Annotated in this window: 23 protein-coding genes, 1 riboswitch and 1 other annotated feature; of the genes, 9 read left to right on the forward strand and 14 right to left on the reverse strand. The window is 36.8% G+C overall.

Features of this window, described 5'->3' with window-relative positions:
* Positions 1 to 223 precede the first annotated feature (223 nt).
* The gene (locus MHI57_RS09455) at positions 224 to 1,504 is read left to right on the forward strand and encodes an NAD(P)/FAD-dependent oxidoreductase (protein WP_328198837.1); all 1,281 of its coding nucleotides are present in this window, start codon (positions 224 to 226) and stop codon (positions 1,502 to 1,504) included.
* 13 nt (positions 1,505 to 1,517) lie between these two features.
* On the opposite strand, the gene MHI57_RS09460 is transcribed toward MHI57_RS09455, so the two are convergent.
* The gene (locus tag MHI57_RS09460; RefSeq protein ID WP_095372184.1) at positions 1,518 to 1,700 is read right to left on the reverse strand and encodes a sporulation protein Cse60; all 183 of its coding nucleotides are present in this window, start codon (positions 1,698 to 1,700) and stop codon (positions 1,518 to 1,520) included.
* A gap of 136 nt (positions 1,701 to 1,836) precedes the next feature.
* On the opposite strand from MHI57_RS09460, the gene MHI57_RS09465 reads away from it, so the two are divergent.
* A complete protein-coding gene (locus tag MHI57_RS09465) occupies positions 1,837 to 2,145 on the forward strand; it encodes a hypothetical protein (RefSeq protein WP_340975991.1) in 309 nt (102 codons plus the stop codon).
* On the opposite strand, the gene MHI57_RS09470 is transcribed toward MHI57_RS09465, so the two are convergent.
* From MHI57_RS09470 to MHI57_RS09485, 4 genes are all read right to left on the reverse strand, one after another.
* The gene (locus tag MHI57_RS09470; protein WP_340975993.1) at positions 2,142 to 2,879 is read right to left on the reverse strand and encodes a MerR family transcriptional regulator; all 738 of its coding nucleotides are present in this window, start codon (positions 2,877 to 2,879) and stop codon (positions 2,142 to 2,144) included. The genes MHI57_RS09465 and MHI57_RS09470 overlap by 4 nt on opposite strands.
* A 9-nt stretch (positions 2,880 to 2,888) precedes the next feature.
* A complete protein-coding gene (locus MHI57_RS09475; protein WP_233435207.1) occupies positions 2,889 to 3,623 on the reverse strand; it encodes an ABC transporter permease in 735 nt (244 codons plus the stop codon).
* Positions 3,623 to 4,339, reverse strand: coding sequence for an ABC transporter ATP-binding protein (locus MHI57_RS09480; RefSeq protein WP_307316675.1), 717 nt, complete (start codon positions 4,337 to 4,339; stop codon positions 3,623 to 3,625). Before MHI57_RS09480 ends, MHI57_RS09475 begins: the two co-directional genes overlap by 1 nt.
* Positions 4,340 to 4,426: 87 nt before the next feature.
* Complete coding sequence (locus MHI57_RS09485; RefSeq protein WP_307316674.1) at positions 4,427 to 4,864, reverse strand: hypothetical protein; 438 nt, start codon at positions 4,862 to 4,864, stop codon at positions 4,427 to 4,429.
* Between the two features lie 105 nt (positions 4,865 to 4,969).
* Between MHI57_RS09485 and MHI57_RS09490 the strand changes: the two genes are divergently transcribed.
* Entirely contained in the window at positions 4,970 to 5,131 is a 162-nt protein-coding gene (locus MHI57_RS09490; protein WP_307316673.1) for a hypothetical protein, read from the forward strand.
* Positions 5,132 to 5,290: 159 nt separating this feature from the next.
* Here the strand turns inward: MHI57_RS09490 and MHI57_RS09495 are convergent, their stop codons facing one another.
* Together MHI57_RS09495 and leuS are read right to left on the reverse strand one after the other, a co-directional pair.
* A complete protein-coding gene (locus tag MHI57_RS09495) occupies positions 5,291 to 5,596 on the reverse strand; it encodes a rhodanese-like domain-containing protein (protein WP_095372177.1) in 306 nt (101 codons plus the stop codon).
* A gap of 125 nt (positions 5,597 to 5,721) precedes the next feature.
* Positions 5,722 to 8,136: a leucine--tRNA ligase gene (leuS, locus tag MHI57_RS09500; RefSeq protein ID WP_340975995.1), complete on the reverse strand. Its 2,415-nt coding sequence runs from the start codon at positions 8,134 to 8,136 to the stop codon at positions 5,722 to 5,724.
* A gap of 57 nt (positions 8,137 to 8,193) precedes the next feature.
* Positions 8,194 to 8,424: a binding site (T-box leader), on the reverse strand.
* Between the two features lie 185 nt (positions 8,425 to 8,609).
* On the opposite strand from leuS, the gene MHI57_RS09505 reads away from it, so the two are divergent.
* Positions 8,610 to 8,963 carry a hypothetical protein gene (locus tag MHI57_RS09505; RefSeq protein ID WP_191809793.1) on the forward strand — a complete coding sequence of 118 codons (354 nt, stop codon included), beginning with the start codon at positions 8,610 to 8,612 and terminating at the stop codon, positions 8,961 to 8,963.
* 48 nt (positions 8,964 to 9,011) lie between these two features.
* Here MHI57_RS09505 and MHI57_RS09510 read toward each other — a convergent pair whose 3' ends face one another.
* The 3 genes from MHI57_RS09510 to MHI57_RS09520 form a co-directional block, all read right to left on the reverse strand.
* Positions 9,012 to 10,196, reverse strand: coding sequence for an MDR family MFS transporter (locus MHI57_RS09510; RefSeq protein WP_095372174.1), 1,185 nt, complete (start codon positions 10,194 to 10,196; stop codon positions 9,012 to 9,014).
* 287 nt (positions 10,197 to 10,483) lie between these two features.
* Complete coding sequence (locus MHI57_RS09515; RefSeq protein ID WP_095372173.1) at positions 10,484 to 10,648, reverse strand: glycogen biosynthesis protein GlgD; 165 nt, start codon at positions 10,646 to 10,648, stop codon at positions 10,484 to 10,486.
* A 14-nt stretch (positions 10,649 to 10,662) separates the two neighbouring features.
* The gene (locus tag MHI57_RS09520; protein ID WP_340976001.1) at positions 10,663 to 10,926 is read right to left on the reverse strand and encodes a YtzC family protein; all 264 of its coding nucleotides are present in this window, start codon (positions 10,924 to 10,926) and stop codon (positions 10,663 to 10,665) included.
* A 175-nt stretch (positions 10,927 to 11,101) separates the two neighbouring features.
* On the opposite strand from MHI57_RS09520, the gene MHI57_RS09525 reads away from it, so the two are divergent.
* Both MHI57_RS09525 and MHI57_RS09530 read left to right on the forward strand, forming a co-directional pair.
* Positions 11,102 to 12,070 (forward strand): TIGR01212 family radical SAM protein, encoded by a 969-nt coding sequence (locus tag MHI57_RS09525; protein WP_095372171.1) that lies wholly within the window; start codon positions 11,102 to 11,104, stop codon positions 12,068 to 12,070.
* Positions 12,067 to 12,639, forward strand: coding sequence for a class I SAM-dependent methyltransferase (locus MHI57_RS09530; RefSeq protein ID WP_095372170.1), 573 nt, complete (start codon positions 12,067 to 12,069; stop codon positions 12,637 to 12,639). The genes MHI57_RS09525 and MHI57_RS09530 overlap by 4 nt, the downstream gene beginning before the upstream one ends.
* 330 nt (positions 12,640 to 12,969) lie before the next feature.
* Here the strand turns inward: MHI57_RS09530 and MHI57_RS09535 are convergent, their stop codons facing one another.
* Positions 12,970 to 14,055, reverse strand: a complete 1,086-nt coding sequence (locus tag MHI57_RS09535; RefSeq protein WP_340976004.1) for a tetraprenyl-beta-curcumene synthase family protein — start codon at positions 14,053 to 14,055, stop codon at positions 12,970 to 12,972.
* Between the two features lie 24 nt (positions 14,056 to 14,079).
* Positions 14,080 to 14,883 carry an alpha/beta hydrolase gene (locus tag MHI57_RS09540; RefSeq protein WP_095372168.1) on the reverse strand — a complete coding sequence of 268 codons (804 nt, stop codon included), beginning with the start codon at positions 14,881 to 14,883 and terminating at the stop codon, positions 14,080 to 14,082.
* A gap of 181 nt (positions 14,884 to 15,064) precedes the next feature.
* Here MHI57_RS09540 and MHI57_RS09545 point away from each other — a divergent pair, with 181 nt between their 5' ends.
* Positions 15,065 to 15,592 (forward strand): gamma carbonic anhydrase, encoded by a 528-nt coding sequence (locus MHI57_RS09545; protein WP_340976008.1) that lies wholly within the window; start codon positions 15,065 to 15,067, stop codon positions 15,590 to 15,592.
* Positions 15,593 to 15,646: 54 nt separating this feature from the next.
* Positions 15,647 to 16,468, forward strand: coding sequence for a C39 family peptidase (locus MHI57_RS09550; RefSeq protein ID WP_445293196.1), 822 nt, complete (start codon positions 15,647 to 15,649; stop codon positions 16,466 to 16,468).
* A gap of 94 nt (positions 16,469 to 16,562) precedes the next feature.
* On the opposite strand, the gene asnB is transcribed toward MHI57_RS09550, so the two are convergent.
* Together asnB and metK are read right to left on the reverse strand one after the other, a co-directional pair.
* Positions 16,563 to 18,455 (reverse strand): asparagine synthase (glutamine-hydrolyzing), encoded by a 1,893-nt coding sequence (asnB, locus tag MHI57_RS09555; RefSeq protein ID WP_340976013.1) that lies wholly within the window; start codon positions 18,453 to 18,455, stop codon positions 16,563 to 16,565.
* Positions 18,456 to 18,917: 462 nt separating this feature from the next.
* Entirely contained in the window at positions 18,918 to 20,117 is a 1,200-nt protein-coding gene (gene metK, locus MHI57_RS09560; RefSeq protein WP_095372165.1) for a methionine adenosyltransferase, read from the reverse strand.
* A gap of 300 nt (positions 20,118 to 20,417) precedes the next feature.
* Positions 20,418 to 20,543, reverse strand: a riboswitch (SAM riboswitch).
* Between the two features lie 387 nt (positions 20,544 to 20,930).
* On the opposite strand from metK, the gene pckA reads away from it, so the two are divergent.
* Complete coding sequence (gene pckA / locus MHI57_RS09565; RefSeq protein ID WP_095372164.1) at positions 20,931 to 22,514, forward strand: phosphoenolpyruvate carboxykinase (ATP); 1,584 nt, start codon at positions 20,931 to 20,933, stop codon at positions 22,512 to 22,514.
* Positions 22,515 to 22,533 lie beyond the last annotated feature (19 nt).

A 22,533-nucleotide genomic window follows, 5' to 3' on the forward strand; every position in this document is an offset into this window, starting at 1 on the left:
TCCAAGCGCTACCAAAAGCGTGGTGTTTTCTATCATTCGCAAAATTAAACTATACAACTTCTCATTCTACCATATGTTACGACAATAATAGACATATTTTTATCTCAGAAGACCCTTTTCATTCTTGATGATTTTTTAAGAAGATGTTTAGATGTTTTATCTTTTGCTTTATAATAGCAAAGGTATGCTATTTTCATTGAAAGGGAAAAAGTTGGTGAAGAAAATGAAACAAACACAATATGATGTCATTGTCATTGGCGGTGGACCATCTGGACTAATGGCTGCCATTGGTGCTGCAGAGAATAAAGCAAAAGTATTACTTATTGATAAAGGCAATAAATTAGGTAGAAAACTGGCGATTTCAGGTGGTGGTCGTTGTAACGTGACTAATCGACTCCCAATCGATGAAATCATTAAACATATTCCTGGTAACGGTCGCTTTCTACATAGCGCCTTTTCTATTTTTAGTAATGAAGATATCATCCGTTTTTTCGAGGACCTAGGCATTGCTTTGAAAGAAGAAGACCACGGTAGAATGTTCCCAGTAAGTAATAAAGCACAATCCGTTGTCGATGCACTACTTATGCGACTAGACGAATTGAAAGTAACGATAAAAACAAATAGTCCTGTTGCTGATATTCAATTCCAACCGGAGAAAAGCCATACAGTCCAATTACATTCCGGTGAACAGTTTCATGCAAAAGCAGTTGTGCTAGCAGTGGGAGGCAAATCTGTTCCTCATACAGGATCTACAGGAGATGGCTATGGTTGGGCAGAGAAAGCTGGACATACGATTACAGACTTATTCCCTACAGAAGTCCCGTTAACGTCAAGTGAATTATTTATTAAGAACAAAGCGCTACAAGGACTCTCTTTACGCGATGTAGAAGTAAGTGTATTGAACCCTAAAGACAAGCCGTTGATTACACATCAAATGGATATGATATTCACCCATTTCGGGCTGAGTGGTCCTGCGATTTTAAGATGTAGTCAATTCGTTGTCAAAGCCATGAAAAAATGGAAGCTAAAAAAGGTAAACGTACGCATCAATGCCTTACCTGGGCAAAATGGCGAGAAAACCTTCCAAGAGATCATATCACTAAAAAAATCAGAGCCAAAAAAGAGTATCAAAAACTTGCTAAAAGGGATCGTTCCAGAGAGATATCTTCTCTTCCATTTAGAAGAAGTGGGTATTGATCCGACGGCACAAGCAGTGAGTATCACGAATGAACTGCTACGTTTATTCGTTAGCCGTCTACATGATTTCCGTGTTGAAATCGATGGGACATTACCATTAGAAAAGGCCTTTGTAACTGGTGGCGGCGTTTCTGTTAAAGAAATTGAACCACAAACAATGGCGTCAAAAAAAATGGCTGGTTTATATTTCTGCGGAGAAATTCTTGATATTCATGGCTATACCGGTGGCTACAATATTACCTCAGCCCTTGTAACTGGACGTTTAGCTGGCAGTAATGCGGCTCTATGTAAAAGCGTAACTACTTGATAAGTAAAAGTAGTTACGCTCTATAAATGACCATCGCCGAAAAACAGTAAATTTGCTCTTCATCCTCTTCTTGCATCGCAGCAATATTATACTTAATATCAACAAGCTTTTGTTCTTCCACCTTTTCTAAAAAACGGTTCATCGCAACCTCTAAATCTTTTTCATGCTCTTGGTCGAATAACTTTACCTTGATCATTTGATGAAAACTCCCTTCATGGGAATAAGTATTTTTATTTATTATTAACAGAAAATTCATAATATATACATAGGTAGGAGGTGATGAAATTAGCGTCGTTAAACGAATACTTTTAACTACCATTTGTCTTTATGGCTTGTGGGTAATTGGAGATATCAGTAATTCAATTACTAAATACAATGGTGCTGGTTTTATTGACGCCATTTTGATAAAAGAAAAAGGCATGATTTACTTTATCGACGAAGAAAAACGGCCCACTGTCCAGATAAATGAAGAGGCATCATCTAACACGACCTATCAACCTGACTATATACCGAATGGACCGACATTTTTGCTTGATTACCACTCATTCGATTCAGGGGATCAAGTTCGCATTTGGTATACAAGCATTTTAGAGTCTTATCCTGGGAGAATAAATATCGTAGACGTAGAAAAAATTGATTAATCTCCGTCATTTTTTTCTCTTAACATGGTAAGAATCTTTTTTGTATCTGCGATTGCTTCTTTTAAAGACATTAATAAGCGATCAGTAACATATACAATATCCTCCTGATTTTCTGATATGTTCAATACCTTTCTGACATGAATTGGATGAGCCATTTTTGCTTGTTGGACTAGGCGTAAAATAGATGCATAAGAATAATGAGCCATCCTTAATACTCGAATCACCTTTAGCATATTAATTTCCTTTTCTGTAAAAACACGATACCCCTTTTCATTACGAGGAATAGTAATTAATCCGTTTCTTTCCCAATTTCTTATTAGCTCTGGATGAAGTTGAATTTTTTCAGCTACTTGTTGTCTGGACAATCCTTCACTTTGTATTTCCTTAGGTGAATATAACCAACTCTCTGCAATCTCAGCTGCTTCAACCGCTCTTTCATATTCCTTGGTTAAATGCAGTAAATGCTTTTCAGCCTGCTCGTACGCTTTCAGAAATTGCTTCTGACCACTAAGGAGCACAATCTCTCTTGCATTTTTACGAATACTGCCTTGAATGATTTCACACCGAAAAGCGAACCTCGCTATTTTTAATTGAAAAAGATGTATGTCATCATATTGTCTGTATCCATTATCAGCACGAGGAGCAGGGGAAAGATATCCCCATTCCTCGTAAACTCTCACAGTATTAGGATGAACGCCCATACTATCAGCGATTTCTTTAGTTGAATAAACCAAGATATCTCACTACTTCCATCTAAAATATTTAATCGAAAGGAATCCACTAATGAATACACAAGCCATCATTGTCACTATTGGAAAAATCATGTCGCTTAGAACTCCGCCTAAACTTACTTCCTTAAGCAACTGAATACCTTGTGATAAAGGAAGGAATGCAAAGACATTCTGTAAAATTTGTGGAAAAATCTCAAAAGGTATAGTAGCACCTGAAAAAAGAAGCATGCCGAAATAGGCTAACGACCCCCATAAATTCGCTGCTTTTTGATCTGGAACAATACTCCCGATGAGTATGCCAATGCTATACATAGCCATTAAAACAAATAAATAACTACAAAGAAACAAACCAAAGGAACCAGCCATTTCATAATTGAAAACAAAAAGATATACCGCAGTCACCCCTAGGAAAGACAACATAGAGGCAATAAACTGAACCAATGCCTGCGCACAAAGCAAAGTTAAAGGCGAAGCTGGGGTCACCTGAAACCTTTTTAAAATATGGCGATGACGGTAATCAGCAATGGTAAGGGGCAGTCCCATTACACCTGTAGCTAATATACTAATAGTTACAACTGCCGGATAAGAATGGAGGAACATAGTATTTCCTTGGGTAAACAGTTCATTATTCATAATATAACCAAATAATAAGGCAACAATGATTGGAAAAATGATACCGAAGATCAGTATATCTAAACCTCTCCAAACGAGTTTCGCTTCTATTTTTGTTAAAGTATAGAATGTCATCATCCTTCCCCCTCTTCATCTGTTAAAGTTAAATAGGCAGCTTCCAACGAAGCTTGTCCTGAATAATTGATCACTTCTGCTATCGTTCCTTCGCATATGATATGTCCGCCCTTTAAAATCATAATGCGGTCGCAAAGTGCTTCAACTTCATCCATATAGTGAGAGGTAAGGATAATAGATAATCCCTCACGCTTATAATTTCTTAGCGTTTGCCACAATTTTTTTCTTGCTTTCGTATCTAAACCCGTAGTCAATTCGTCTAGAAAGACTAATTCTGGGTTGGGTAACAATGCTAATAACACCGCTAATCTTTGCTTTTCACCGCCTGACAATGATTTAACTAATGATTTCTCCTTATCTTGTAGGCCAAATTTGGTCAATAAAAATTGATATGGCGCGGTTGCCTTGTATAACACACTCCATTGCTGACATGCTTCAGAAACGGTCATTTTATCTGGAAAATGCGATTCCTGAAATTGCACACCCACTTTCTCAAAAACTTGCTTTCTATTATGAATTGGAGATTGTCCTAATATAGCGACTTCCTTATAAACAGCAGGCCTAATTCCTAGCACAGCTTCTATCAACGATGTCTTTCCTGCGCCATTTTCTCCTAGTATTCCGAGTACCTCTCCTTTTTGAAGGGAGAAACTAATCTTATCAACTACCGTTTTCTCTCCATAACTAACGGACAATTCTTTTACCTTCAGAACCATCAACTCACTCCCTTTTCTAAGAATAGATTCACATCATAGCAAAAGAAATGAAGGGTGGTGGTATATTGGAGGGTTTTTAAAACTTTTTTATTTATTTTCTGATAATAGGATATCGATGATTTGTGTGAGTGGTTCTTTATCTAGGACTCTATAAAAAGTAGGTTTTTTGTTTTTGTAGTGAATGGCGATTGCTTCATCATATACGCTAACACTTTTTCCAGCTGTTTTCGTTACAAAACCAATTCTATACAGTTCTTTAGATGCTGTGCGATGATATCTTTTTAATTCAATATCTGCCAAAAGTGAGCGAATTTCTTTTAGTTGCTTATCATGATCGTCCTTATTTAAAGATACAGTTTCTGTTGTTTCACTAGTAGCTATAATGATGGACTGTAGATTTTCCTCCGATATCAGTACGACCTCATTAAACCCCAGCTTTTTCTGAGAAAGATAAAATTGATATACACCCATGGACAAAAATAATAGAACAATTACCGATAAAAAAGGAATGATTTTTTTACTCATTCTTTCTCCTTTCGCATCTATTTGAACGATCGTCTGAAGTAAATAAATTGAATTTTTATAATATTATACCTATAATAGAGTAAATTGTTAACAGGTGGTGTAAATATGCAATACGCAATTTATGGTGGCACAAGCGTAAGCAAGGAAGCGATAATCGCTCTTCCACCTCTTGGTGAAAGAAAGGAAATTTGCTCCTCTCTTGGCAGTGTGTTAAGTGGCCATCGTATCATTTCATTTGACACAACTCTGAGAAACCCACCGTGTTAGATAATATTCAATTGATCAACACATTTCATGACAAATTTGGCATATTGTAAAAGCAAACTGAAAGTTATGTAAACAACTCGTGATTCTTACATACTAATGGTTATACGATAACGAAAAAAAGAAGACCTCCTAAAAAGAGGCCTTCTTCATAAGTACCAATTATTTTGTTTCGCCTTCCCACTCAAGCATACCCCCGACCATATTGGTCACTTGATAGCCTTGTTCTTGCATAAAACGACAAACTTGTCCACTACGATTCCCTGAACGGCAAATCATAATATACTCTTTGTCTTTATCAAACTTATCTAGGTTTTCAGGAATTGTGCCCATTCTAATATGCTTCGCACCAGGAATAATTCCTTGAGCTACTTCGTCATCTTCCCTTACATCTACAAGTTCAAGCTGTTCTCCAGCTTCTATCTTTTTCAGTAATTCTTCTGTTGTGATTTCTTTCATTTCAGTCATCATCAACCACCCTTTCCATTATCATTATCTTTATTCTAAAGAAGTGTTGATCGAAATGCGAATATTACAGTCTCATAGGGAAAGGGTAGCTCTTTTCATTAAGCTACCTCTTTTTCTAAATAATCTTAATTAGCGACAATATTCACTAGCTTCCCAGGAACAGCAATTACTTTTCTTACTGTTTTGCCATCAATTTGTTCTTTGATTTTATCATCTTCCATGGCAATTTGTTCTAGCACATCCTTTTGTGCATCAACGGGTACCATTAATTTAGCCTTCACTTTACCATTGATTTGGATAACGATCTCCACTTCATCATCTGTCATTTTCGCTTCGTCATATGCTGGCCAAGCTTCATAAGAAATGGTTCCTGTGTGACCAAGTATCTCCCATAGTTCTTCAGCAATATGTGGAGCAATTGGAGCCAACATTTTTACGAACCCTTCTGCATAAGCCTTTGGAAGAATATCAGCTTTGTAGGCTTCATTGACGAAAACCATCATTTGTGAAATTGCTGTATTGAAGCGCAAACCTTCAAAGTCCTCTGTTACTTTTTTGACTGTCTGATGATACACTTTTTCCAGTTGAGACACTTCTACATCCTGCACTTTGTTGCTTAATGTATGATCTTCTTCAGCAATTAAACGCCAAATACGGTCTAAGAATCGTCTAGAGCCATCTAATCCATTTGTAGACCAAGCAATTGAGGCATCAAGTGGTCCCATAAACATTTCATATAAACGAAGCGTATCCGCTCCATGGCTTTCTACAACGGCATCAGGATTAACAACATTTCCTTTTGACTTACTCATTTTTTCATTATTTTCCCCAAGAATCATGCCTTGGTTAAATAATTTTTGGAATGGTTCTTTCGTATCAACTACACCTATATCGTATAATACTTTATGCCAGAAACGAGCATATAATAAGTGAAGAACCGCATGTTCAGCGCCACCAATATAAATATCAACCGGTAACCACTCTTTTAATTTTTCGGCATCAGCTAATGCCTCACTGTTTTTCGGATCAATATAACGTAAATAGTACCAGCAGCTACCTGCCCATTGTGGCATCGTGTTGGTTTCACGGCGACCTTTTTTACCTGTTTCAGGGTCAATAACATTAACCCACTCTTCAATATTAGCTAACGGTGATTCACCTGTACCAGATGGCTTAATCTCCGTTGTTGTTGGTAAAATTAACGGTAACTCTTCGTAAGGAACTCCCGTCATTGTACCATCTTCCCAATGAATAACAGGAATCGGTTCACCCCAATATCTTTGACGACTAAATAACCAATCACGTAAGCGATACGTCACTTTTTTCGTCCCAATCTCTTTCTCTTCTAGCCAAGCGATCATTTTTGTAATTGCTTCTTCTTTACCTAAGCCATTTAAGAAATCAGAATTAATATGTTCTCCTTCACCCGCATAAGCTTCTTTAGAAATATCTCCACCAGCTACGACTTCTTTAATAGTCAAGTTAAATTCTTTCGCGAAATCATAATCACGCTCGTCATGAGCTGGAACAGCCATAATGGCACCTGTACCATATGAAGCAAGCACATAATCAGCAATCCAGATAGGCATTTTTTCACCGTTAGCAGGGTTAATTGCATAAGCACCTGTGAATACACCTGTTTTTTCTTTGGCTAAATCTGTTCTTTCTAAATCACTCTTTGTTTTAACTTTTTCAATATAAGTCTCAACTGCATTACGTTGCTCTTCTGTTGTAATTACATCAACTAGTTTATGCTCTGGGGCAAGGACAGCATATGTCGCACCAAATAATGTGTCTGGGCGTGTCGTAAACACTTCAAACGTACCTTTGTCACCTTCGATATGGAAAGTCACTTCAGCACCTTCAGAACGACCAATCCAGTTGCGCTGCATATCCTTCAAGCTTTCTGGCCAATCAAGTAAATCAAGATCTTCTAGTAAACGGTCAGCATAAGCTGTTATTTTTAACATCCATTGGCGCATCGGTCTTCTTTCAACAGGATGGCCTCCACGTTCACTTTTCCCATCAATTACCTCTTCATTAGCTAGCACAGTTCCAAGTGCAGGACACCAGTTCACTGCTACTTCATCGATATAAGCAAGACCTTTTTCATAAAGCTTTAAGAAAATCCATTGCGTCCATTTATAATATTCCGGATCTGTTGTGTTAATTTCACGATCCCAGTCATAAGAAAATCCTAATGATTTAATTTGACGGCGGAATGTATTAATGTTTTTCTCGGTAAATTCAGCTGGGTCATTCCCTGTATCAAGGGCATATTGTTCAGCAGGTAAACCAAATGCATCCCATCCCATTGGGTGAAGAACATTATACCCTTGCATTCTTTTCATACGGGCAAGAATATCTGTTGCTGTATATCCTTCAGGGTGTCCTACGTGTAAACCTACACCAGACGGATAAGGAAACATATCTAACGCATAGAACTTTCTCTTCCCTTTTTCTTCACCCGTTTTAAATGTTTTTTGTTCTCCCCAATAGTGTTGCCACTTACCTTCAATTTGCTGATGATTAAAGCTCATCTTCTTTCCTCCTAAAAATGCTACGTTTTTAAGTATAAAAAAACCCCTCATCCCTCAAAAAGGGACGAGAGGATTATGTATATCTCCCGCGGTACCACCCACATTAACAGTTTACGGTTAACTGTTCACTTCATTCATCCTTAACGCGGAGTACGGCAAGCATTACTGTCATTTTCACACTTGCTGCTCAGTAGGTGAGTTCATGAAAGGAGCTGACTAGCTTACACCAACCGCTAGCTCTCTAATATCAGGCTTCCTAGCATTACTATTCCTCATCATTGCAGTTATAAAATATTCATATTGACATTGTAATCAATTTCAATGGTTGATGCAAGTAGGCTTTCACAAGTTACTATAGATAAGTATAAGCTATTCAAGAAAAATGAAAACGTGTCAATTTTTTAATCCATGTATTACTCTTCCTTATTTTGCCCATAACTATAGTAAAAAATAAGGAAAGGTGATTTCATATTATGAAAGGTATCGCTTTTATTAATGAAAAGTGGATTATGAATGATTATAAAACGCTAGATGAAAGCCTTGAAGTTCAGAAGCAATCCATCCAGACGTTCATTGAAAATAACCAAATGAAAACCATTAAATTAAATCCTTATCAATTACATGATTACTACACCATTCCACATGCCTTATATTATGATTTAAAACAAACCAAACCGAAGTTAGATTGCCTGATACTCTACTCCGAAAAAGTCATTGAAAGTTTTATCGAGGCCTATCCCGCTCGTTGGTTGATCTTGAAAAGTTTCTTTCATAAAGTCATTTTTCTAGATGAAGTTCAATCACATCATTACCAGGATATTATCTGAATGGTTAAGTAGAGAGCCCCTGGATTTTTTATCTATGGGGCTCGCTTTTTATGAAGGTATAGCTGGCAAAACTTTTTTCTTTTTAAGCTTCTTATCATAAACAACTGTTGTATATACGGAGATGAGCAGTAATGCCATTAATATACCGAAAAGCATCTTCACACCGTATACATCCACGAGTACGCCCCCAAGTAATGGCCCAATCATTCTTCCTCCTGTAGAGACACTGTTAACAATCCCTTGATAGAACCCTTCTTTACCTTTAGGTGCTAAGTCATTAGCAATTGTAGGTACCGCTGGCCATACGAGCATTTCCCCAATGGTTAAAATAATCATTGCTGTGACAAAGCCGGAAAAGGCAACTGCATTTCCTACAACAGCAAAAGAAATAGCAAAAATAAAAATACCAATAATAATTTGTACTTTTAATGATTTTATTCTTTTAACTAGAAGACTAATTAATGGTTGCGCAAGTACAATCATGGCGCCATTTATTGTCCATAGCATACTGTATTGTTTTAAAGAAATCCCAATTTGTTGAGTATATGCTGAGATAGTCGATTGCCATTGCACATAGCCAATACAACATAATAGATAACCGATTAATAAAACGAATAAAGCGTTTAATTTAGGATTACCGCGAAATTTTTGTGCTGTTTTTATTTCATTTGGTTGACTAACAGACTTTACTTCCATTTTTCGATAGCTAGTAATAGCTATCAAGAAAAACAGGATATACATTAGACAATTAGCGATAAAGATATAATTGAAAGAAAATGAAGCTATATACCCTGCCATTGCTGCACCTAATGCTACACCTAGATTTGTCGCTACATACATCGCATTAAACGCTTTTCTGCCGCCCTCTTTCCATACACTTCCTGCCAATGCATACATAGAAGGAAACACGATCCCTGAGCCAAAACCTAAAATCGTCAATAATACAATGTATTCCGGCCATCCATGTTTAAAGACCATAATAATGAGTGAAGATAACGAAATGACTATGCCTAATAAGATCGAACGATAGCCACCTAATTTATCAAACAGCACACCACCAACTAGATTGCCTATGACTGTTGCTGCTGAATTGATCATTAAAACAATGCCGGCAATCGATAAAGACTTTCCTAATTCTTCATGCATATAAATGGTGTTTAAAGGCCATAAAAAAGAGGAACCTGTTACATTAACAGCCATTCCAATTACTAATAACCACAAAGCTCGAGGCATCATCCATACCCCTTTCAAATTCTATTCATTTCATTCCATTTCGAATTCCAAAATAAATTCTATTCGTTTTTTATGATGGATTCAATACTAATTTTGTGACAGATTTAGACATCTATCTAATCTATACATATAAATGAATAATTACTCTTGAATCTAAGCATAAACGGAAGGAATGGATGAATTTATGTATGAAATATACAGAAATATTTTTAAATTTATCATAACCATACACAAGCAAACTCCACGAGAATTGCTTGTGTACAGATCATTTACTAAATACATATTATTTATTCTGGATGAAATTTAGATTTAACGGGTTGCCCACCTGTTTCCTCATATTTCTTTTTAGATCGTGGGATCACATTGGCACTACCGAATTCTACCTCTTGGTTATTGATACCATTTCTTGTTTTTTGCTCTGGATTGTTTTGTTTTGACTTTTTTCTAACCAATTGTTATTCACCTCTTAATGGGGAGTAATGATCATTTGATTTTGTAACTGCTGTAGCTGTAATCTCATTCGATGAAGTTCTTCCCTCTGCGCATCTGTAGCACTAAGAGACATCGTCATCAAATCATTGTAGGCTTGTTCGATATGAGCAAGCGCTTTAGCATAGTCTTGATCGTTATAATGTTCTTGCATTTGCCCATCTTTAAACTGCATGTTAGCAAATTCAATGACTTCTTCACATTGTTGCATTAATTGTTGTACGGAATCACGGGTTGCCATAAAAGCCTTCCCCCTCTTTTTTAATGAAATGTACGAAGCAAATACGCCTCAATGATAGTATTTACCGAGTGTTCGATTTCTACTAATTGAAATGTTATCAATGTGTAATTGAGTTGATGATTTCTTTCATGATAATATTGAATTTGTCACAGTGGTGACTTTAGGAGGGCTGACTTTGGATTTACTGACTCAATTTCCATATACAAATGATCAAAAACGTTATCATACATGGAACTTTCATTTAAAAAAACATTTCGGGCACAAGGTCTTTAAAGTTGCTTTGGATGGAGGCTTCGATTGTCCTAATCGGGATGGTACTGTCGCTCATGGTGGCTGTACATTTTGCAGCGCAGCAGGATCAGGTGATTTTGCCGGTAATCGTGCAGAACCATTAGACGTACAATTTATTAAAATCAAGGATAGTATGCATAAGAAATGGAAAAACGGAAAATACATCGCCTATTTTCAGGCATTCACAAATACCCATGCACCTGTTGAAGTACTAAAAGAAAAGTATGAATTTGTTTTAAAACAAGAAGGGGTTGTTGGCTTATCTATTGCCACAAGGCCTGATTGTTTACCAGATGATGTCATAGATTATTTAGCTGACCTTAATAAAAGAACATACTTATGGGTTGAATTAGGCCTACAAACCGTTCATGAAAAAACAGCCCAATTAATTAATCGTGCACATGATTATGATTGCTATAAAGAAGGAGTAAAGAAACTTCGTCAACATGATATACGTGTCTGTTCTCATATCATTAATGGTTTACCTGAAGAGTCACCTGAAATGATGATGGAAACAGCACAAGAGGTTGCAAAATTAGATGTACAAGGAATTAAAATACACTTATTACATCTATTAAAAGGAACACCGATGGTTAAGCAATATGAAAAGGGAATGGTTTCATTCCTTAGCCGAGATGAATACATTCAGTTAGTTTGTGACCAATTAGAGATTTTACCTAAAGAGATGATTGTTCATCGCATCACTGGCGATGGTCCCATCGACCTTATGATTGGTCCTATGTGGAGTGTGAATAAATGGGATGTGCTAAATGGCATTGATCATGAACTGAAGCAAAGAGATAGCTGGCAAGGTAAATATTATCAACCATTTACCGAGGAGGTGAGCTCTTGAAGCTAGAACGTATTCTACCATTTGCGAGAGAACTACTACAGAAAGCAATTGCACCAGGAGACGTCGTGGTTGATGCTACACTTGGGAATGGACATGACACATTATTTTTAGCTCAGCTCGTTGGCGAACATGGCAGAGTATATGGATTCGATATCCAAGATGAAGCCATACAGTCTACCCAAATAAAACTTGATGAACATGAACTTTCTAATCGTACTGTTCTATTCAATCGTGGTCATGAGCATGTGACTGCTTGCATTCCACCAATCCATTTCGGCCGTATCACTGGCGCTGTTTTTAATCTCGGGTACTTACCTGGTGGAGACAAAACGATTGTCACAAGACCGAGAACAACCATTTCCGCGATTGAACAGTTAATTGATATGATGGCACCTGAAGGCATCATTATTTTGGTGATTTATCACGGCCATCCAGAAGGTGCTGTTGAGCGTGACTATATTTTGCGTTACTTGAAAACCATTGATCAAAATACTGCTCATATTTTGCAATATCAATTCATTAACCAAGCTAACCGTCCACCTTTTATTGTTGCGATTGAGAAAAGGTAAGTTAAGACAAAGAAACACTCCCGAACAGACAAGAACAAATTTGTTCTTGTTTTTTTTATTCTCGTTTACTTTTGTTTGAATCGAATCTGAGTTATCCTAGTCTACTTGTAGCCTTTTCTTAATGGTTGACTAGATGCCGCTTGCGAGTAAGATTTTTCCGATTTAGACTATCCTGTTCCTGCTTTTCTCTTGTTTTCTGGATTGATTCCGATTTATTGAGCCAGAAGCCCCTTACTAATGTTCCACGATGATGACAAGTTTTATGGGCTGGAGAACTTTATTCTGCAAATTTTATCGTTAGACATGATTTTAAGCTATTAACCGCGCGATTCATGAACGCACAACCCCCTGCCTACTTTTTAATGCGCGATAGGCACGACCATTAATATAAAAAAAGAGGCTTGAGAATCCACCAGATTTAATCATCTTTCTTGCTAGTTTTTTCATTTGTTGTCCTCTCCCGACTTTTTCATCCGATAAGTATAACCCTAATAATCCTCGATTAATTAAAAGGTGAAATCGTTTATGAGGAAGCTTGTCCGTATGCTTATCTGCACACTTTACAAAATAACGTATGCGCTCAAATAATTCTTTTTCATCTTCATAATAAAAGCAAAAGTTTAAATCTCCTGCTTCCTTATCTTCCTCTTGATCAATGTAATAGTCTAATAAAATGTGCAGACCTTGTATATATGGAAAATACCCATTACGTATAATCTCCCCGTAACTTTCCTTATAGTCCCTTCTCGTTGCATAAGCAACTAAGCAAAAAATACCGAGTGTAGAACCCGAACAAGCAGAAAATTCATACCAGCTCATAGGTGGGATGATATCTTGATGTTCTTTATGCCAACATTGCAGGCGAGAAACTCTTTCCTCAATTGCCACATGTTTATGTATTTGCAAATCACAATAATAACGACAAAGCTCTGTCAAATAAGTTTTGATCAATGAATAATTTTCCATAGAAGCTAAAACTTTACGGCAAGTCATCACTAATGCTAACAGATAGCCACCATCCTCCTGGTCATCCCGATAACGATAATAATTCACCTTAGGTAACTGCTCATCGATTAACAATGAGTGACGCATCGCTTCATGTATTGCCGTAAAATCTTTAGGGTCCATCGATGTACTTCTATCACATAGATTATCTAAGTAATCACTAATGGTTTGATAGGCAACAATAAACGTTATGACTTGACGATAGTCATCAACGGCCAAAAGTGACATGATGGCCCCACCCTCACAATGAAAGGTTTTATCTTTTATGCTAGAAAGTGCTTGTGACTTTAATTCATCATTGGGGATTGATTCCGCCAATTTGCGCCATTTGTTTAACTCCTCATTCACAGCAGGCATCACTTTTTTATATGCATTTGTCATTAAGCTGATCGGCATTGTTGGAACATTCATTACATGGACTCCCTTTACTCTTTACTATACGATATACCCGATAGACCGCAAACTACTCATTACAAAATCCTTTGCGTAATCAAATACATCTTCCCTCTCCGGCTCATTAAAGATTTCATGATAGCATTTTGGCCATTCTTTAAAACGTTTCTCAGTAAACGGAGCTTTATTGAACCATTGTTTAACAGGAACTTTATTAACGATTTTGTCATCCCCACCTTGCATAACCAGTAAAGGAACATCTTGCACCTTTTTTATATCTTCAAATGCCAAATTGATTGTTTGGTGTAGTTCACGAAACCATCGTACAGACACTTTGGTAATATACAGTGTGTCATTTACATCCATTTCTCTTACATCAGCATTCCTTGTTGCCATATCAATAGTTAACCCCGAATTGACTCTCAATGTAGGAGCAATTTTATTTAAAGGATACGACGCAAGCTCGAGTAGCTTTGGTGGATTTTTCATAAGCCCTAAACATGGAGATGAAAGAATGACGCCCGCAAGCTTTAATCTTTCTTCTTGTAACAAGCGTATTGTTATTAAACCACCCATACTATGACCTAAAAGAAAAACAGGTAAATCAAAGGTGTAAGCAGCTTGTATCCAATCCTTTACTTCAATAAGATACTCTTGAAAAGAATCAATATGCCCTCTTCGTGATCTAGTCGTCATTCCTTGACCCGGAAGGTCACCCATAACAACGTGAAATCCTGATACTCTCCACATTTCTATTAACCAACCATACCTGCCGTGATGTTCCATTGCCCCATGAACCATCACAATCACACCTTTTGCCTCACCCTCAGCTTCCCATTTCCACATCGTCTGATCCTCCTAAAAACAATTCTGTTTCGTTCAAGTTTGTTACCCTTTATTATATCCTACCTTTTAAAAATCTTCACGATTTCTCATGATTTCTCCATGATATAATATTAAAAAAGAACAGAATGGCTAGAAAACAGTCATTCTAAATTGACTAAGGTAAAAAGGAGCTATGATAACAATGATTTATCCTTTTCATGACAAACAACCCAAAATTGCTGATGATGTATTTATTGCTGATTATACAACTATTACGGGTGATGTAGAAATTGGCGAAGAATCAAGCGTTTGGTTCAATACAGTCATCCGCGGTGATGTTGCACCCACTTATATTGGAAAAAGAGTGAATATACAAGACAATTCAGTTCTTCACCAAAGCCCTAATAACCCACTCATCCTGGAAGATGAAGTAACAATTGGACACCAAGTTATCTTACATAGTTGTAAAATAAGAAAAAAAGCATTAATTGGCATGGGTTCTATCGTCTTAGATGGAGCAGAAATTGGTGAAGGTGCATTTATCGGAGCAGGTAGTCTTGTTCCTCAAGGTAAAATCATCCCTCCAAACACTTTAGCATTTGGTCGTCCAGCAAAAGTAGTGCGTGAATTAAATGACGATGATAAAAAGGATATGGAACGGATTATACGAGAATATGCTGAGAAAGGGCAGTATTACAAAGCACAAAAAAAGAAAGGCAATAACTTCTGATAAATTCTGCTCAATCGCCGATAATAAGTGGAAGACATTTTTTAGGTGGTGTAATTGTTGAAATTTATTATTGTATTGGCATTAATTTTGTTAGTTTATTTATTTATTAAACTGCTAAAAAATGGTGCTAAACAACTGCTTATCCTTCTTCTTATTTTAATCTTCCTTCTTCCTTCTCCGAAAGCAACAACGGAACACGCTGATGCTGCCCTTTTCCGAGAGAACAAATGGGCGGAAGGAACAAACAATGAAGAATTTATCGTAAAAATAAAACAACAAGTATTATTAGACATTCCGGTCATATCACAATTTCCAGAACTCCCTCGCGGATGTGAGGTTACAAGCCTTGCGATGTTACTCAACCACGCAGGCGTAACTGTGGATAAAATGACTTTAGCTAAAGAAATTAGGAAAAACCCTGCAACCTTTGAAAAAAAAGATGGCAAGATTTATTATGGTCACCCCAATGACGGTTTTATTGGCGATATGTACTCTTTTAACAATCGAGGTCTCGGTGTTTACCATACGCCTATTAAAGAGCTGGCAGAAAACTATTTACCAGAGAAGATTCATGATTTTACTGGTGATGACTTTTCGTCAATCAAAACACATCTCTCTAATGAGAAGCCTGTCTGGGTGATCATTAATACGAAATACAATGAACTGCCTGATGCTTATTTTCAGACATGGCACACACCAAGCGGCGTAATTGACATTACGTATAAAGAACATTCCGTTTTAGTGACTGGATACGATGAACAATATATATACTTTAATGACCCCTTCTCTAATATAAAAAATAAGAAAGCACCTATCAAAGAGTTCCAGGCCGGTTGGGAACAAATGGGCAGGCAGGCAATTACTTATTTAAATTAGTAAAGTACAGTTAAGACATTTAGAATTTTTTTACTTTAACAACAAGAAAACCCGAACTCAGTTCGGGTTTTCATTCTTTTTCACAGTTGTTGACTTAAAGGTGTGCTGTTGTTGCTGAAATAAATTGCTTTTCAAAATCATATTTCTTTTCAATAAACACATCATGCCACACAATAAACATAAGTACCGTCCAGATTTTCCTACTATAATCTGCTTTTCCTTGTGCATGCATTTCAAGTAAGTTTACTACATACTCTTTATTAATTAAATAATCTGTATGACTTTCTTTAATTAACGTTTTCGCCCAATCATACATCTCATCTTTTAACCAATGACGGATAGGGACCGGGAAGCCTAACTTTTTACGATTCAACACATGTTCTGGCACAATACCTTCCGCTGCCTTACGAAGGATATATTTCGTTGTTTGATGAGACGTTTTTAAATGAGTTGGGATGGTTGAAGCCACATTAAAGACCTCTTTATCAAGGAATGGTACCCTCAATTCTAATGAATGTGCCATCGTCATTTTATCTGCTTTTAAAAGAATATCTCCGCGCATCCAAGTATGAATATCAATATACTGCATTTGATTAACCGCATCATAGGCTGCACTTTCAGCATATAATGGACGGGTAATATCTTTAAAATCATTCTTCTCATTATAAACCTGCAATAATTCTCTTTTTTCATGTTCTAAGAACATTTTCGCATTGCCAATGTAGCGTTCTTCCATTGGCGTCGTTCCTCGTTCAATAAAGCTCTTACCCCTCATCCCCTCTGGCATGATTCTAGAAAGGGTACGCAATAACGTTCTTCCTGCCGAAGGTATTTTACTAAAAATTTCCAAATCCTGTGGTTCACGATATATATTATATCCACCAAACAATTCATCAGCACCTTCGCCTGATAATACCACCGTTACATGTTTTCTTGCTTCCCTTGCGACAAAGTAAAGTGGAACGCAAGCAGGGTCCGCTAATGGATCATCCGTGTGCCACATAATTTTTGGAACTTCTTGCATATATTCTTCTGGAGAGATGATATAGCTTATATTTTCAACACCTAGTTTTTCAGCTGTTTCTTTAGCCACATCCACTTCACTAAAACCATCTCTTTCAAAACCTACTGAAAACGTTTTAATATTAGGGTGAAACTGTTTTGCTATTGATGCAATAATAGAAGAATCAATCCCGCCGGATAAAAACGAACCTACGGGTACATCACTGCGCATATGCATTTTAACTGAGTCAGTTAAAACATCTTGAATCTCTTTAATAAACTGAGATTCTTCTTTTTGTACAGGTTGGAAATGTGCTTTCCAATAACGCTGGATATGCATAGATCCACCGATTTTCTTCTTGAAATAATGACCTGGCTCAAGTTTCTTTATACCCACCGACATTGTCATCGGTTCAGGTACAAATTGATAAGTCATATAATACTGCAAAGCATCATAATTAATGACATCGTTTTTTAATGCCAACAGGATACTTTTCTTTTCAGAGGCAAAATAAGTGGTTTCACCATCTTCAAAATAATAGAATGGTTTGATTCCAAAAGGATCTCTCGCTCCAAAAACTTCTTGCTTTTCTTTATCCCAAATAACGAAGGAAAACATACCTCTCAGCTTTTCTGCCGCCTTCTCCTTGTAATAACTGTACAAAGCAATAATCACTTCAGTATCCGAATTAGTTTCAAAAGTTAGTCCTTTATTGATTAATTCCTCACGTAGTTCAACATAGTTATAAACTTCTCCATTAAAAATAATCCAGTATTTACCATTGTCATAAGTCAGTGGTTGATGACCACTTTCAATGTCTATAATACTTAATCGACGGAAGCCAAATTGGATATGGTCTGCACGATAATATCCTGAATCATCTGGTCCACGATGAGTAATAATGTTATTCATATTCTCAAATTGCTTATCTGCTTCTTGTACTTTTTGTGCTTGATCATGTATACAACCAATAAAACCACACATTATGTACGTCACCTACTTTTTATTTCATCTAGTTTGTATTTTTTCCCATACCTTGTATAGACGATAAGTTATTTTAAAAAGTTTCACCTTTCGAAAAAAAAATGGAATGATTTATGCTAGGCAGTATGTTCATGTTTACTTCTTCATATACTTAAGGATGTTTATTCTTTACCCTCAATTTAAGACGAAAAGATGACAATTATTTTAATTTTATATGAAATCGTTTCCTTAAGCGTATTTGTCCATTATTAGGGGGCTTAAAATATTATATTTATTTGCTACTGTAATATCTAAAAAAACGACTTTTACTCTTCTATCTTTGGCTATTCCACTTCTTGATGTACGAGCTAATCGCTTTGGCTCAATTGTACGTTTATTAAAATTTAACGATAGCCCCTTTTCCACATAAAAAAACTGTAGAAAACTCATTAAAGGAGTTTTCTACAGCCATAATTTTCTAATTTATTTTAAAGCTTCCTTACGCAATTCTTCCGCTTTATCTGTGCGCTCCCAAGGTAAATCAATATCTGTACGACCAAAATGTCCATAAGCAGCTGTTTGCTTGTAAATCGGACGGCGTAAATCAAGCATTTTGATAATGCCAGCAGGACGGAGGTCAAAATTGTTTCTAACAACTTCAACTAAAACATCCTCAGATACTACTCCAGTTCCAAATGTATCAATACTGATGGATACCGGCTGAGCAACACCAATTGCATATGCTAATTGTACTTCCGCTTTGTCAGCTAGTCCAGCAGCAACGATATTCTTTGCTACATAGCGAGCTGCGTAAGCAGCTGAACGGTCAACTTTCGTTGCATCCTTACCAGAGAATGCACCACCACCGTGACGTGCATAACCGCCGTATGTGTCAACGATAATTTTTCTACCAGTTAAGCCAGCATCACCTTGAGGTCCACCAATAACGAAGCGACCTGTTGGGTTGATGAAGTATTTTGTGTTTTCATCAATTAATTCAGTAGGAACAACTGGGTTAATTACATGCTCTTTTAAATTGCGTTGAATTTGCTCTAAACTAATTTCTGGATGGTGCTGCGTAGAGATAACAATTGTATCAATACGTACAGGTTTGTTGTTTTCATCATATTCTACTGTTACTTGTGTTTTACCATCTGGGCGAAGGTAAGGTAAGATTTCCTCTTTTCTTACTTCAGCTAAACGGCGAGAAAGTTTATGAGCTAATGAAATAGGTAATGGCATAAGCTCTTTTGTTTCATTACATGCAAAGCCAAACATTAAACCTTGATCTCCAGCACCAATGGCTTCAATTTCTGCATCAGTCATCTGTCCTTCACGCGCTTCTAATGCTTGGTCTACACCCATAGCAATATCAGCTGACTGTTCATCAATAGAAGTTAATACAGCACATGTTTCAGAGTCAAAGCCATATTTTGCACGTGTATAACCAATTTCCTTAATGGTTTCACGAACGATTTTTGGAATATCTACATATGTGGATGTAGTGATTTCTCCTGCAACCAATACAAGACCTGTAGTAACAGACGTTTCCGCAGCAACCCTCGCATTTGGGTCCTGTGATAAAATAGCATCTAATATTGCATCAGATATTTGGTCACTGATCTTATCCGGATGACCTTCAGTTACTGATTCAGAAGTAAACAATCTACGTTTTGTTGACATCTGACTTCCTCCTTATTTATCGAATCAATAAGACTTTATTATAGTCTTTATTTTTGATACGGAACTCATTCCCTTATTTGAATCTTCATTATTTATGGGCCAATGTTTATCTCATACCCTTAATAACCTATGCGCTAACTTGGAATATTGAGAATAAAATGGTTGGTCTTTTTCCCATACATAAATAGTACATTCCAAAAGCCGCTCCTCGTATTCGCCAACATCATGTTAAAAAGCATGAAAAAAAACCTCTTCTCTGATTTAGTGAAAAGGTTGAAGCAAAATGATTCGCGCCTTTCACTCTTATCGTTCAAGGATAGTGAGTAATAAATCCTTGCATCAGGTTAGCACCTTTGCTCATGAAAATGTAGTTGGCAGGTTGCTGGGTTTCATAGGGCCTGTCCCTCCACCAGCTCGGGATAAGAGAGTATCCGTTCAAGGATTCATCATAACTTACACATGGAATATAGTCAAATGTTTTTCATTAACAATTCAATGTAAAAATTGTCATATCCGACTCTATAAACTTTAGTTTTGATAACGGATAATTTTAGTTAAGATCATACCGTTCTTTTTCCTTAATATATATAAAAATTACATTAAATTTGCTGATTATCCTTTTTAAATTTGCAAAAGCTATTTATAATGAATACTGCCTGTATTTGTGACAATTTCATTAATTATATAAAAATGATTTATATAGTATAGACTGAATGAATAAATGTGTTATACTATTTTTGAAGAAATAATCACAAATAGCGACTGAGATGCATATCTCTTAAATAATATTATATAAAGGAAGGTATTCATCAGATGAATTCTGTATCGATAACTGAGTTAAATGATTTACTAAAAGGCGAAAACATCCAAGTTCAATTATCTGTGCCGCAACTAGTTGAAAAAGTATTAAACAGAAACGAAGGTGTTCTTACATCTACTGGTGCAATTCGCGCGACAACAGGTAAGTATACAGGTCGTTCACCTAAAGACAAATATACTGTTGAAGAAGCAAGCTCTAAAGATAAAATTGACTGGGGAAGTGTGAACCAACCAATTTCTGAAGCAGTCTTCAATAACTTATACAACAAGGTGATTGCTTTCTTAAAAGAGAAAGAAGAAGTTTTCGTATTCAAAGGATTTGCTGGTGCGGATAAAAAACACCGTATGCCAATCCAAGTAATTAATGAATATGCTTGGCATAACCTTTTTGCACACCAATTGTTTATTCGTCCTACAGAAGAAGATTTATTAGATCACGAATCTGAATTTACAGTTATTTCAGCACCTAATTTCAAAGCAGACCCAGCAGTTGACGGTACAGCTTCAGAAACTTTTATCATCGTTTCATTCGAACGCCGTATTGTACTTATTGGTGGTACTGAGTATGCTGGTGAGATGAAAAAATCTATTTTCTCTGTTATGAACTACATGCTTCCTGAAAATGGAATTCTCCCTATGCACTGTTCAGCCAATGTTGGCCGCGAAGGTGATGTTGCTTTATTCTTTGGCCTTTCCGGAACTGGTAAAACAACATTATCAGCTGATCCCAACCGTCGTTTAATCGGTGATGATGAGCATGGCTGGTCTCCAAATGGAGTATTCAACATTGAAGGTGGCTGCTATGCGAAGTGTATCGACCTTACACGTGAAAAAGAACCACAAATTTTCGATGCCATCCGTTTTGGCGCTGTACTTGAGAATGTTGTATTAGACAAAGAAACACGCGTAGCAGATTATGCGGACAATACGCTAACGGAAAACACGCGTGCGGCTTACCAATTACAAGCAATTGACAATATTGTTGACCCGAGTATTGCAGGTCACCCGAATACTATTATCTTCTTAACAGCTGATGCTTCTGGTGTATTACCTCCAATCTCTAAATTGAATAAAGAACAAGCAATGTATCACTTCCTAAGTGGATACACTTCTAAGCTGGCTGGTACTGAGCGTGGTATTACTTCACCACAAGCGACTTTCTCCACTTGTTTTGGATCACCATTCTTACCATTACCAGCTCAACAGTATGCAGAAATGCTTGGTAAAAAAATTGACGAGCATAACGCGAAAGTATTCCTAGTAAACACTGGTTGGACTGGTGGAGAATATGGTGTAGGAAGCCGTATGAAGCTTGCTTATACACGAGCAATGGTTGAAGCTGCTCTAGAAGGCGAACTAAATTCTGTTGAGACAGTAACTGACCAAGTATTCGGTTTAGAAATTCCTCAACATGTAACTGGTGTTCCAGATGAAGTACTATTGCCTAACAAAACTTGGCCAGACCAAGATGCATATAATGTAAAAGCAAAAGAACTTGCTAATGAATTCCGTGAAAACTTCAAGAAATTCGGTAATATCTCTAGTGAAATCGCTGAAAAAGGCGGTCCTATCGCTTAATTAAAAAAACCTTCGAGCA

The organism is Cytobacillus sp. FSL K6-0129 (genome assembly GCF_038007625.1).
GTDB classification, from domain to species: domain Bacteria; phylum Bacillota; class Bacilli; order Bacillales; family Cytobacillaceae; genus Cytobacillus; species Cytobacillus kochii.